This window comes from Janthinobacterium glycogeni (assembly GCF_051380725.1).
GTDB lineage: Bacteria > Pseudomonadota > Gammaproteobacteria > Burkholderiales > Burkholderiaceae_D > Janthinobacterium.
The window spans coordinates 11,438-23,472 of the sequence record NZ_JBNYXP010000018.1; the positions used below are offsets into that span (position 1 = coordinate 11,438).

Annotated in this window: 12 protein-coding genes; 9 read left to right on the forward strand and 3 right to left on the reverse strand. The window is 62.5% G+C overall.

The genetic code is table 11. The annotated features are described in order from the left end of the window. Positions 1-37: 37 nt before the first annotated feature. From ACQ4W4_RS25980 to ACQ4W4_RS26015, 8 genes are all read left to right on the forward strand, one after another. Positions 38-1,171, forward strand: a complete 1,134-nt coding sequence (locus ACQ4W4_RS25980; RefSeq protein WP_436544412.1) for an MlaE family ABC transporter permease — start codon at positions 38-40, stop codon at positions 1,169-1,171. Further along, a complete protein-coding gene (locus ACQ4W4_RS25985; protein ID WP_436544413.1) occupies positions 1,171-2,070 on the forward strand; it encodes an ABC transporter ATP-binding protein in 900 nt (299 codons plus the stop codon). Before ACQ4W4_RS25980 ends, ACQ4W4_RS25985 begins: the two co-directional genes overlap by 1 nt. After that, positions 2,070-3,029, forward strand: a complete 960-nt coding sequence (locus ACQ4W4_RS25990) for an MlaD family protein (RefSeq protein ID WP_152285077.1) — start codon at positions 2,070-2,072, stop codon at positions 3,027-3,029. Before ACQ4W4_RS25985 ends, ACQ4W4_RS25990 begins: the two co-directional genes overlap by 1 nt. A 12-nt stretch (positions 3,030-3,041) precedes the next feature. Continuing rightward, positions 3,042-3,659: an ABC-type transport auxiliary lipoprotein family protein gene (locus tag ACQ4W4_RS25995; RefSeq protein ID WP_436544414.1), complete on the forward strand. Its 618-nt coding sequence runs from the start codon at positions 3,042-3,044 to the stop codon at positions 3,657-3,659. Next, the gene (locus ACQ4W4_RS26000) at positions 3,656-4,843 is read left to right on the forward strand and encodes a VanZ family protein (protein ID WP_436544415.1); all 1,188 of its coding nucleotides are present in this window, start codon (positions 3,656-3,658) and stop codon (positions 4,841-4,843) included. Before ACQ4W4_RS25995 ends, ACQ4W4_RS26000 begins: the two co-directional genes overlap by 4 nt. 40 nt (positions 4,844-4,883) lie before the next feature. After that, entirely contained in the window at positions 4,884-5,201 is a 318-nt protein-coding gene (locus tag ACQ4W4_RS26005; RefSeq protein ID WP_034781335.1) for a (2Fe-2S) ferredoxin domain-containing protein, read from the forward strand. A 35-nt stretch (positions 5,202-5,236) separates the two neighbouring features. Beyond that, positions 5,237-5,890 carry an alpha/beta hydrolase gene (locus tag ACQ4W4_RS26010; RefSeq protein WP_436544416.1) on the forward strand — a complete coding sequence of 218 codons (654 nt, stop codon included), beginning with the start codon at positions 5,237-5,239 and terminating at the stop codon, positions 5,888-5,890. Between the two features lie 112 nt (positions 5,891-6,002). Next, on the forward strand, positions 6,003-7,148 hold the full coding sequence (locus ACQ4W4_RS26015) for a D-alanyl-D-alanine carboxypeptidase family protein (protein WP_436544417.1): 1,146 nt from the start codon (positions 6,003-6,005) through the stop codon (positions 7,146-7,148). A 64-nt stretch (positions 7,149-7,212) separates the two neighbouring features. Here the strand turns inward: ACQ4W4_RS26015 and ACQ4W4_RS26020 are convergent, their stop codons facing one another. The 3 genes from ACQ4W4_RS26020 to ACQ4W4_RS26030 form a co-directional block, all read right to left on the reverse strand. After that, positions 7,213-8,619, reverse strand: a complete 1,407-nt coding sequence (locus ACQ4W4_RS26020) for a cytochrome c (protein ID WP_436544418.1) — start codon at positions 8,617-8,619, stop codon at positions 7,213-7,215. Positions 8,620-8,633: 14 nt separating this feature from the next. After that, on the reverse strand, positions 8,634-10,421 hold the full coding sequence (locus ACQ4W4_RS26025) for a GMC family oxidoreductase (protein WP_436544419.1): 1,788 nt from the start codon (positions 10,419-10,421) through the stop codon (positions 8,634-8,636). 117 nt (positions 10,422-10,538) lie between these two features. Next, positions 10,539-11,231, reverse strand: a complete 693-nt coding sequence (locus tag ACQ4W4_RS26030) for a gluconate 2-dehydrogenase subunit 3 family protein (protein WP_436544420.1) — start codon at positions 11,229-11,231, stop codon at positions 10,539-10,541. Positions 11,232-11,461: 230 nt separating this feature from the next. Between ACQ4W4_RS26030 and ACQ4W4_RS26035 the strand changes: the two genes are divergently transcribed. Next, positions 11,462-12,025 carry a TetR/AcrR family transcriptional regulator gene (locus ACQ4W4_RS26035; RefSeq protein ID WP_436544421.1) on the forward strand — a complete coding sequence of 188 codons (564 nt, stop codon included), beginning with the start codon at positions 11,462-11,464 and terminating at the stop codon, positions 12,023-12,025. Positions 12,026-12,035 lie beyond the last annotated feature (10 nt).

Consider the following 12,035-nt stretch of genomic DNA (forward strand, 5'->3'; position numbering starts at 1 on the left):
GGTGGCGGTCTGCGCCATTCTCCCTTAAACTGGTGCGATGCCGACTGTACAATCGCCGAAACTGACCCTCTCCCAGACCAGCTCCCAACAGGGAGCCCTTGTCACTGCCAGCGGCACCTGGCAGGTGCACGCGCTGGCGCATGACAATGCCATCAAGGCCATCGAGGCCCAGCTCCAGCCCCTGCAGGGCGACGCCAAGGCGCAGTGGGACCTGTCGGCCATCGACAGCATGGACCATATCGGCGCCCAGCTGTTCTGGAATGCCTGGGGCAAGCAGCGCCCCGCGCAACTGACCCTGGCGCCATCGCAGGAAGAGTTTTTCCGGCGCATCGAAGAAACGGGGCCGCTGACAACGCCGCCCTCGCGCGCCAACCGCCTCACGCCCGTGATGAAGCTGGGCATGGCCATCCTGCTGTTTTTCGAACATTTGAAGGGCTTTATTGCCCTTGTCGGCCAGGTGACGCAGGATATCGGCCGCTTCGCGCGCCATCCCATGCGCGGGCCGTGGCGTGAAATTTCCGCCAATATCTTCCATGCGGGCTTCCAGGCGCTGGGCATCACGGCCCTGGTCGGCTTTCTGATCGGCGTCGTGCTGTCCTACCTGTCCGCGCAGCAACTGCGCGCCTTTGGCGGCGACATCTACCTGGTCAACCTGCTGGGCATGAGCGTCATCCGCGAACTGGGGCCCTTATTGGCCGCCATACTCGTGGCCGGCCGCTCCGGCTCGTCCATCACGGCCCAGCTGGGCGTCATGCGCGTCACGGAAGAGCTCGACGCCATGCTGGTGATGGGCATTTCGCACGGTTTCCGCCTGATCATGCCGAAAGTGCTGGCCCTGGCCATTTCCATGCCCCTGCTCGTCATCTGGACGGATACGGCCGCGCTGATCGGCGGCATGGTGGCGGCCAAGGTGGAACTGAACTTGTCTGCGCGCTACTTCATCCAGAAGCTGCCCGATGCCGTACCGCTGGCCAACTACATGATCGGCCTGGGCAAGGGCGTGATTTTCGGCATGCTGATCGCGCTTGTGTCGTGCCACTTCGGCCTGCGCATCAAGGCCAACACGGAAAGCCTAGGGCGCGGCACCACCACCGCCGTCGTCACGGCCATCACCGTGGTCATCCTGGCCGACGCCGTGTTCGCCATCGTCTTCAATGGAGTGGGCTACTGATGGCGGACGACACCAATATCGCTTGCGGCAGCGGCAAGGAAGGCCAGTTCAACCTGCATGGCGACGCGCCCGTGGTGGAAATCACCAATCTGTGGACCAAGTTCGGCCGCACCGTCGTGCACCAGGACTTGAACCTGGAAATCGAGCGGGGCGAAATCCTCTCCATCGTGGGCGGCTCCGGCACGGGCAAGACGGTGCTGCTGCGCCAGATGCTGGGCCTCGAACATCCGGCGCGCGGCTGCGTCAAGGTCTTCGGCGAAGATATCAACAAGGCAAGTTCCGACCAGCTCCAGCAGTTGCGCAACCACTGGGGCATGCTATTCCAGCAAGGCGCTCTGTATTCGGCGCTGACCGTGTTCGACAACGTGGCCCAACCGATGCGCGAATTGCGCGTGCTGCCCGAAGCGCTGGTGCACGACGCGGTATTATTAAAGATGAACATGGTGGGACTGGGCCCGGAACATGCGCTGAAAATGCCGTCGGACTTGTCTGGCGGCATGATCAAGCGCGTGGCCCTGGCGCGCGCCCTGGCGCTGGAGCCGAAACTGCTGTTCCTCGACGAACCGACGGCGGGCCTGGATCCGGACTTGTCGGAAAGTTTTGTCTCTTTGATCCAGTCGCTGCACCGCGAGCTGGGCTTGACGGTGGTGATGGTCACGCATGACCTCGACACTTTGTTCGCCCTGTCCACGCGCATCGCCGTGCTGGCGGAAAAACACGTGATCGCCATCGGCCCCACGCGCGAGGTAATCGAAGTGGACCATCCGTTCATCAAGCAATTTTTCCTCGGCGACCGCGGCAAGCGCGCGCTGGCCGTCCTCGATGAAAAACAGGCGGCGGCAAGCAATGCGGCGCAGCCAGGCGACGACGCCGGCACAGACAAGAAAGCGGAGAAGTAATGGAAAACAGATCACATGCCCTGATGACGGGATTTTTTACACTGACACTGCTGGTGGCCGCCATTCTATTCGGCGTCTGGTTCAACCGCGACCGCGTGGAACGGGTCCCGTACCTGCTCGCCACCACCCTGTCCGTGCCGGGCCTCAATCCGCAAGCGACCGTGCGCTACCGTGGCCTGGAAGTGGGCAAGGTCGACGCCATCGATTTCGACACGCAAAAGGCGGGGCAAATCCTCGTGCACATCAGCGTGGCGCCCGACACCCCCGTCACGAATACCACCTTTGCCACGCTCGGCTACCAGGGCGTGACGGGCATCGCCTACATCCAGCTCGACGATGAGCACGTGGGTTCCAAGCTGCTGGGCACCAGCAAGGACAAGCCGTCGCTGATTCCCCTGCGCGCGGGCTTGCTGGACCAGCTGGAAAAGCGCGGCAAGCGCATCCTCGACCAGGCCGAGCAGATCACCAACAAGGTGAATAATTTGCTCAGCCCCGACAACCAGGCGGCCATGCTGGGCGCCTTCAATGAAGTGGGCAAGGCGGCCAAGGCCTTTGGCGCCATCCCGCAGCAGCTGGAACCGACCCTGACGCAATTGCCGCAACTGACGGAACAGACGCGGCAAACCTTGACGGCCGTCAGCACGGCCAGCAAGAACGTGTCGGACCTGACGGCCACGTGGAAAAAGCTCGGTAACGACATCCAGGCGCCCGGCGGCGTGCTCGAGAAGGTCAATGGCACGGTCGACCGGGTCGGCAATTCGGTGGAAACGGTGGCCAATGGCGTGTCCTTGGAAGTCTTGCCGCAGGTAATCGAGCTGAGCGGCGAGGCGCGCTCTTCGATGCGCGCCCTGAAAACCACCATGAGCACGCTTAATGAACAGCCGCAGAGCATCTTGTTCGGCGCCCCAGACATCCCGCCCGGCCCGGGCGAGCCCGGTTTTTCGGCACCGGGCAAATAAGGAGAACACAGCATGCCTATCCCACGCAATCTCGGCGCACTCATCCTGGCCGGCGCTTTCCTGCTGGGCGGTTGCGCCAGCCGCGGCCCCGTCCCCACGTTCTATGATTTCGGCCCGGCCGCGCCGCAGGCGGCGGCAACGCAATCGGTCGCGCCAGCCGTGCCCGTGCTGGTGATCGCCGACGCCAACGGCCCTTCGTGGCTGGACAGCCAGCGCATGTATTACCGCTTGCTGTATGCCGATGCGCAGCAATCGCGGCCGTACGCCTACAACCGCTGGAACACGCCGCCGCTGCAGCTACTAAGCCAGCGCCTGAAAACGCGCGTGGCGCAAAGCGGCGTGAAAGTGCTGTCGACCACGGACGCGGCCGCCGGCATCCCGCTGCTGCGCATCGACGTCGATGATTTTTCGCAAGCGTTTGACACGCAGACGCAAAGCAGCGGCCATGTGTCGCTGCGCGCCTCGTTGTTCCGCGGCCACCGCCTGATCGACCAGAAAACCTTCAGCCGCAGCGGTCCGGCCGGCAGCGCCGATGCGCAGGGCGGCGCGCAGGCGCTGGCGGCGGCATCGGACGCCATCGCCGCCGACCTGCTCATCTGGCTGGGCACGCTGAATATCCCGAAAGAATGACCGACCCCGCACCTTCCGCCAGCCCGGCGGCGCCGCTGCCGCCCGTCCGTTCCTCGCCCGTCTCGCGCGCGACGCTGCTCGCCTACGTCTTCCTGATCGTCTACGCGAGCTGGTTTCCGTTCACGGGCTGGCACAGCAATGGCCTGTCGCCGCTGACCTTCCTGGAAAACACGCGCATGCCCCGTTACTGGACGGGCTTCGATGTCGGCGTGAATATCGTCGGCTACATCCCGCTGGGCGCCTTGATCGTGTATTCGCTGTTTCCCAGGATCACGGGCTTCTTTGCCGTCGTGATCGCCAGCCTGTGCGGCATGTTGATTTCCGGCAGCATGGAAGCCGTGCAGACCTATCTGCCCAGCCGCGTATCGTCGAATCTCGACTTTTATACGAATGCGGCCGGCTGCTGCATCGGTTCCCTCATCGGTGCCTTGACGGCGCGCAAGCTGCTCGACCATAGCCATTTGTACCGCTTGCGCCAGCGCTGGTTTGCCCAGCACGCCAGCCAGGGCCTGGTGCTGGTGGCCCTGTGGCCGCTGGCGCAGATTTATCCGCAAGGCTATCTGTTCGGCCTGGGCCAGCTGCTGCCTATCCTGTCGGACTGGCTGTCGCAGCTGGCGGGCGTCGACATCGACCTGGCCACGTATCTGCGTCCCGACGTGGTCTTAACGGTTGAGCAATATTGGCTTTCAGAAACTATCATCACGGCCTGCGGCATGACGGGCGCCGTGCTCACCTTGCTATGCCTGCTGCGCCGCGCCGCGCCGCGCACCATTTTGATGCTGACCCTGATCGCCGCCGCCCTGACCGTGCGCTCGATGGCCAGCGCCCTGCTGTTTTCGCCGGAGAACGCCTTCGTCTGGATCACGCCGGGCGCCCAGGGCGGCTTTTTGATCGGCCTGATCATGCTCGGTGGCCTGGCCTTCGCGCCGCACGTGGCGCAGCGCCGCATCGCGGCCGCCACCTTGCTGCTGAGCCTGGTGATGGTGAATACGACGCCGATCAATCCCTATTTCATGTCAACCTTGCAAGGCTGGGTGCAAGGCAAGTTCCTCAACTTCAATGGCGCGGCGCAATTTTTGGCCTTGCTGTGGCCGTTCATGGCCCTGTGGTTCCTGTGCCTGCCCTCGCACCGCCTGAACCGGCAGGACGATGTGCAGCGCCAGCGTCGCGAAGACCACCCATAAGCGTTATCATGGCGCATTGATGATTCAGCAGGAGCATAGTATGAGCGACGCACCGTATTTTGAACGCCACGTTTTTTTCTGCATGAACAAACGTGAAGATGGCCGCAACAGTTGCGGCGACCATGGCGCGGAAGCGGCGCAAAAGCATTGCAAGCGCCGCATCAAGGAGCTCGACATGAATGGCGCGGGCAAGATCCGCATCAACCAGGCCGGCTGCATGGACCGCTGCGAGGAAGGCCCGCTGCTGGTGATCTACCCGGAAGCGACCTGGTACACCTATGTCGACACCAGCGATATCGATGAAATCATCGATACGCACCTGGTGGGCGGCAAGATTGTCGAACGCCTCAAGATTTAATGCCAATTTAAGAGAATGCCACCAGTATGAGCATCATGAACAGAAACTCGGAAAAATTTACCCTCGCCGGCCATGCAGGCAGCATGGAAGGCTTGCTCGATTTCCCGGCAGACACCCCACGCGGCATCGCCCTCGTTGCCCATCCGCACCCGCTGTACGGCGGCACGATGGATAACAAGGTCACGCAAACCCTGGCGCGCGCGTTTGTCGCCCTCGGTTACGTGGTGGCGCGCATCAACTTCCGCGGCGTCGGCGCTTCCGAAGGCGTACACGACCATGGCGTGGGCGAGACGGACGACATGCAATTGCTGTATGAACACATGATCGGCCTGTACCCTGGCTTGCCCGTGGCCCTGTCCGGCTTCTCGTTCGGCACCTTCGTGCAATCGAAACTGCAGGAGCGCCTGGCCGCCGCCGGCACGCCCGTCGAGCGACTGGCGCTGATCGGCAGCGCGGCCGGCAAGTGGGCCATGGCCGATATTCCCGCCGACACCATCTTGATCCACGGCGAACTGGACGACACGATCCCCCTGTCCGCCGTCTTCGACTGGGCCCGTCCACAAGACATTCCCGTGATCGTGATCCCCGGCGCCGACCACTTTTTCCACCGCAAGCTCAACCACATCAAGAACCTCGTGATTGCGCTGTGGCATGGTGACAAACCCGCAATTGCAGCAGATGATCATTGAAGTGTGGGCTTACTAGCGCCTCCACGGCTATAATTGATCCGTTTTTTCCACGCGGCCACGTACGCAGCAACTGCGTGGCCCTCAGCCTTCATCTTTTTCGCAGACCAGCCCCATGAAAAAACTTTTAGCGGCACTGGCCTCCAGTGTATTTTTCTTTTCCGCCGCCTACGCGCAAACCGTTCCAGCCCCGACCATCGCCGCCAAGTCCTGGCTGCTGCTTGACGCCACCAGTGGCCAGATCATTGCCTCGCAAGATCCGGACGCGCGCATCGAGCCGGCCTCGCTGACCAAGATCATGACGGCCTACCTGACGTTTGCCGCCATCCGCGAAAAGAAACTGGCGCTGGACCAGAAAGTGAACGTCTCCGTGCGCGCATGGAAAGTCGATTCGAGCAGCTCGAAGATGTTCATCGACCCGGCCACGCCCGTGTCGATCGACGACTTGCTGCATGGCCTGATGATTCAATCGGGTAACGACGCCGCCGTGGCGCTGGCCGAAGCCGTCGCCGGCGATGAAGGCACGTTCGTCGTGCTGATGAACCGCGAAGCCCAGCGCATGGGTCTGAAAAACACGCGTTTTGCCAATCCGCATGGCTTGCCTAGCCCGGATAACTATTCCACGGCGCAAGACTTGTCCGTGCTGGCCAAGCGCGTGATCGCCGACTATCCGGAATTCTACAAAATCGATTCCATCAAAAGTTTTACGTACAACAAGATCACCCAGCCTAACCGCAACCGCCTGCTGTGGCTGGACCCGACCGTCGACGGCATGAAAACGGGCCACACGGAAGCGGCCGGCTATTGCATGATCGCCTCGGCCCGCCGTCCAGGCGGCACGGGCGAGCGCCGCCTGATCTCCGTGGTGCTGGGCACCACGTCCGACCAGGCCCGCACGCAGGAAAGCCAGAAGCTGCTGAACTGGGGCTTCCAGAACTTCGATACGGTCAAGCTGTACTCGAAAGGCCAGGCCGTGGCCACGCCGGAAGTGTGGAAGGGCTCGAAAGGCACCGTGAAAATCGGTTTCGCCCGCGATGTGCTCGTCACCGTACCAAAAGGCATGGCTGCCAAGATGAAACCGGTGCTGGAACGCAAGGACCCGCTGGTCGCGCCACTGGCTGAAAACGCCCCTGTCGGCAAGCTGAAAATGATGGTCGACGACAAGGTATTGCTGGAACTGCCGGTCGTGGCCCTGGAAACCATCAACCAGGCAACGATCTTCGGCCGCGCCTGGGATTCGATGCGCCTGTGGTTGAAATAAGCAGTTAGCGTTCCCCATAAAAAATGCCCGCAGATGCTGCGGGCATTTTTTTCGTCCGTAGACTTTACTTCGCCGGCACATCCTTCAGATGCGGCTTGCGCGCCACAGGCGGAAAGGTGCCGTGGCGGCCTGCGGCAAACGTCGCTTCCGTCTGCGATGGCGCCACCGGCACGGACAGCTTGCGCACCTTGGCCACCTGCGCCGCCGTCACCGGCGTGCCGCGGTTGCCCCAGCTGGTCTGGATGAACGTCACTACCTGCGCCGTCTGCTCATCGTTGAAGATGTCGGCATACGGCGCCATCGTCAGCGCCGATGGCGCCGTGCGCGTGGCCGGCACGGCGCCGCCCGACAGCACGATGTTGATGGCAGAGGTGGGATCGTTCGTCTGCAGCACGGCATTGCCGGCCAGCGCAGGGAAAGCCTTGTCGTAGCCCTTGCCGTCGGAGCGGTGGCAACCGGCGCAACGGTCCAGGTACAGCTGCGCGCCTTTCGAGTTGACGATGCCGCTGAACAATTGCTTGCCCAGCTTATCGTCCGCCACGAAGGTGGGCGTGGCCGGGTTCGATGGCGGCAGGGATTTCAAATATTTCGCCATCGCCGCCAGGTCGCCATCCGTCATGTGCTGCATGGAATGGGCCACCACGTCGTTCATGGCGCCGAACGAGGCCGTATGGCTGTTGCGGCCCGTTTTGAGGAATTCGGCGATCTGCGCCGCGCTCCAGCGCGCCAGGCCGCCGCCGTGTTCATTGCGCAGCGAAGGCACGGACCAGCCGTCGATCACGCCACCTCCCGCCAGGAAGGTGGTGTTGCCCTCATCCGTCAGCGATTTTTCCTGCATGCCCACGCCGCGCGCCGTGTGGCAGGCGCCGCAGTGGCCCAGGCCCTGCACCAGGTAGGCGCCGCGCAGCAATTGCGCGTCGCCCGTCGCCGGCGTTTTATACGGCTGCGGCGTGGGGGCGAAGGCCCAGCGCCAGATGGTCAAAGGGAAACGCATCGACAGCGGCCATGGAATATCGGCCGCCTTGTTCGGCGTCGGGTCCGCCTTCACGCCGTGCATGAAGTAGGCGTACAGCGCCTGCATGTCCGCCTCGCTCAGGCGCGAGTACGAGGGATACGGCATGGCCGGATACACGGTGTAGCCGTGCTTGGTCACGCCAGTGCGCATCAGCTTGTCGAAATCGGCAAAGCTCCAGTCGCCGATGCCGGCCTTTTTATCGGGCGTAATGTTGGTGGAATACACCTTGCCGATTGGTGTTTCCATGCCCAGGCCGCCCGCGAACGGCTGGCCTTTCGTGCCGGCCGTATGGCAGGCGATGCAGTCGCCCGCACGGGCCAGGTATTCGCCCTGGCGTATCAGCTGGGCGTTCGGGACGGTGGTGCTGGCCGCGCTGGCGGACCAGGCGGTGCAGGGGGTACTGGCGGCGAGCGCCAGCAGCAGCGCGCCCACGGTGGTGGTGAATGGTTTGTTCATCTTCTTGTTCTTTATCAGGCGACCAGGGGACGTGGATCTTTCAGGTATTGCTCGCGGATGGCCTTGGCCGACCAGTAGGTCAGCGCGCAAGCGAGGCCCGTCGGGTTGTAGCCGATGCCGACCGGGAACACGCTGGAACCGACGGCAAACACGTTGTGCACGTCCCAGCTCTGCAGGTAGCGGTTGACGACGCTGGTCTTGCGGTCCGCGCCCATGGCCGTGCCGCCCGCCCAGTGCGTGGTCTGGTAATTGCGCAAGTCCAGGTGGTCGCCCACGCTCTTGACGGACACCTTGATCGCTTCCGGATTCATGGCCTCGGCCACCTTCATCATCTTGTCGGTGACGAAACGGCTCATCTTGATGTCGTTCTCCTTCCAGTCGAAGGTAAAGCGCAGCAATTGCTGGCCATACTTGTCCGTGTAGGTCGGGTCGAGGTCGACATAGCAGTCGCGGTACGTCATGTTGGCGCCGTGGCAGTCGAACGACACCGTGTTCAAATAGCTCTTCTTGACGGCCTTCTTCCAGGCCGAGCCCCAGGCGGGCGTGCCGTCCGGCGTGGCGATGCCGGAGATTGGCTTCGAGCCGGCCGGGTTGCACCAGGCGGGCGAGCCGCCGACAAAGCCCAGCGGGCCATGGTCGAAGTTGTCGCCATTCCAGTCATCGAGCGCGACGCCCGTGCCGCCGGCGCCGATGAACGGATTCGTGTTCGTGTCTTCCTTGAAGAAGGTCTGGATGGTGGACATCATCTGGTAGGCGATGTTGCGCCCCACCACGCCTTCATTGCTGACGGGGTCGTACGGCTTGCCGATGCCCGATAGCAGGAACAGATGCGCGTTGTTGTAGGCAAACGCGCTCGCGATGACCAGGTCGGCCGGCTGCTCGACGGCCTTGCCATCCGCATTGATGTAGGTCACGCCCGTCGCGCGTTTCTTGCTGCCGTCGAGGTTGATGCGCACGACGTTGCAGTTGGCGCGCAATTCGAAGTTGGCCACCATGCGCAGGGCCGGCATGATGTTGACGTTGGGCGAAGCCTTGGAATAGTTGTAGCAGGCATAGCCGGAGCAGAAACCGCAGAAGTTGCACGGCCCCATCTGGCAGCCGTACGGGTTCGTGTACGGGCCGGATGCGTTCGACGAGGCGTTGACGAAGGGGTGGTAACCGACGGCCTTGGCCGCACGGCGGAACAGCTCGGCCGTGTACGGTACTTTTTGCGGCGCCAGCGCGTAATTGTCGGAGCGGTCGCCCTCGAACACATTGCCGTCGCCGACGACGATGCCGTTGACCTTGTACGCCTGGCCCGAGGTGCCGAAGACTTTTTCCACGAAATCGAAGTGCGGCTCCAGCTCGGCGTAGGTCACGCCAAAGTCCTGGATCGTCATGCCTTCGGGGATGAATTTCTTGCCGTAACGGCGTTCGTAGTGGCTGCGGATTTGCAGCTCTTCCGGCAGGACGCGCCAATGCATGCCCGACCAGTGCAAGCCTGCGCCACCCACGCCCGTGCCGGGCTTGAAGGCGCCGATCTGGCGATACGGCACGGCCACGCCCGTGATGCTGTGGCGGAAGGTGAACGTGCTCTTCGACATGTCCTGGAACAGCTTGCTGCGCTGGATGTAGGTCAGCTCGTCGAGGGTCTTCGGATAGGCGCCGTCGGGATAAGTGTCGCGGTACTCGCCGCGTTCCAGCGCGACCACGTTCAGGCCCGCTTCCGTCAATTCCTTGGCCATGATGGCGCCGGTCCAGCCGAAGCCGACAATCACGGCATCGACAGGCTTCATTTTTACATCGGGTTTGATATCACTCATGATGGTTTTTCTTTTTCTTTGATCTGCTACTGATAACTGAAAAGGTTCAGGGCAAGGCGCATTGCCGCAGGCAGTACGCTAGTACGACCAGGCAGTGCAACGCCGCCATGGACTTTTTCAGGCGATAGAAACAGGGGGTAGCGGGTATTTCTTCCCATACTGCTCGACCCAATCCATGTAGTCGGCGCGCGCGCCAGGGAATCCCACCATCTTCCAGGCCAGCATGTCCTTGTTACCGCCGTGCACGGGGTCGCAAAAGTAACCTTCGCGCGTGTTTTGCAGCAATTGATTAAAGAAGACTTTGGGCGGCACTTCGCCGATGTCCAGGGTGCCTTTTTGCAATTGCGTGATGACGGCGTCGCGCTCGGCCGCATTCAGCTGGACGAAAGGCTTGCCTGACTGTTTATTGACGGCTGCGTTGACGCCGGCCAGCGCGCTCTTGTACAGCTCGCGCGGCGCCATGTGGAACTGGTAGCCGAACTGTTCGATCGACGGCACGAACGGCCCCTGCATGTACCACAGCGCGCCATACGCGTACGGCGTGTTCATCTGCGCATCGATGAATTCATGCGCGCCCGCTTCCAGCGCGCCCGGCCCTTCGCCGTCGGCGGGGATCAGGCGGTCGACCAGCGCCGTCAGGGTGGCCCATTCGGTAGCGTCGAAGAAGCGTGGTTTGTAGGCAGGCTGGTCCTTGGAGACGGCCATGGCCAGGCCGCCGCCGGCGCCGGCCAGCAAGGCCACGGCAGGCGCGGCGCCGACGGCCTTGCGCAAGAAATTACGCCGATGGGGCGAAATCCCGATGATTTTCATAGGTTTTCCTCAGGCGGCACGAGCCGCCACAATGATGGATGTGGAAGTCAGAAAGAAAATGCGGGCATGCGCCGCTGAGATGGCAGATTTCACGTAAAGATGGCTGAAGTATTGCGGCGCGGCGCATCCGCCTGTCGGTTAATTGACCAAGATGATTGACAAGCAGTTGCTTTGCATTTACGGTGCGCATCGTACCATAATTAAAAGAAACATTCAGAGACGGGTGAGACGTGATCAAAAAAGAGGCACCGGTGCGTGGCCGCCCGCGCAAGGCGGGCGTGGAAGATGCGGTACTGGAAGCGATCGTCATGCTGGTGCGCCAGCATGGGCTCGAAGCGGTGACGATACAGATGGTGGCCGACGCTGCCGGCGTGGGGCGCCAGACGATCTACCGGCGCTGGCCGCGGCGCGAAGACATGCTGCTCGACGCGCTCGTCAAGCGCACGGCGGAAAAGCTGCAGCGCGCGCTCGACATGCCGGACGGCCAGGAGATCGAGGCGATCTGCGCGCGCATCTTCGACAACCTGAACGCCGATGGCCGCTTCACCTGCGATTTATTGGTGCTGATCCACAACGATGCGGCGGCGCAGCTGCGCTTTCGCGAGCAGATCGTCGCGCCGTGGATCACTCTGGTGGTGCAGCGCCTCGTCGACATCGGCGTGCGTGCCGACCTCGATTTGCGCCTGTTCGCCTTCATGCTGCAGTCGGCGCTGGTGTACCAGATGCAACTGGACGGCCAGCTCGACGATGCCCTGCAGGAGCGTTGCTGCCGCTTTATCCGCAGCATGCTCTAGCACTGGATAT

Bases quoted from the DNA above. Each gene is read 5' to 3' on its own strand.
- ACQ4W4_RS25980 (WP_436544412.1), top strand. From the start codon at position 38: ATGCCGACTGTACAATCGCCGAAACTGACCCTCTCCCAGACCAGCTCC.
- ACQ4W4_RS25985 (WP_436544413.1), top strand. From the start codon at position 1,171: ATGGCGGACGACACCAATATCGCTTGCGGCAGCGGCAAGGAAGGCCAG.
- ACQ4W4_RS25990 (WP_152285077.1), top strand. From the start codon at position 2,070: ATGGAAAACAGATCACATGCCCTGATGACGGGATTTTTTACACTGACA.
- ACQ4W4_RS25995 (WP_436544414.1), top strand. From the start codon at position 3,042: ATGCCTATCCCACGCAATCTCGGCGCACTCATCCTGGCCGGCGCTTTC.
- ACQ4W4_RS26000 (WP_436544415.1), top strand. From the start codon at position 3,656: ATGACCGACCCCGCACCTTCCGCCAGCCCGGCGGCGCCGCTGCCGCCC.
- ACQ4W4_RS26005 (WP_034781335.1), top strand. From the start codon at position 4,884: ATGAGCGACGCACCGTATTTTGAACGCCACGTTTTTTTCTGCATGAAC.
- ACQ4W4_RS26010 (WP_436544416.1), top strand. From the start codon at position 5,237: ATGAACAGAAACTCGGAAAAATTTACCCTCGCCGGCCATGCAGGCAGC.
- ACQ4W4_RS26015 (WP_436544417.1), top strand. From the start codon at position 6,003: ATGAAAAAACTTTTAGCGGCACTGGCCTCCAGTGTATTTTTCTTTTCC.
- ACQ4W4_RS26020 (WP_436544418.1), bottom strand. From the start codon at position 8,619: ATGAACAAACCATTCACCACCACCGTGGGCGCGCTGCTGCTGGCGCTC.
- ACQ4W4_RS26025 (WP_436544419.1), bottom strand. From the start codon at position 10,421: ATGAGTGATATCAAACCCGATGTAAAAATGAAGCCTGTCGATGCCGTG.
- ACQ4W4_RS26030 (WP_436544420.1), bottom strand. From the start codon at position 11,231: ATGAAAATCATCGGGATTTCGCCCCATCGGCGTAATTTCTTGCGCAAG.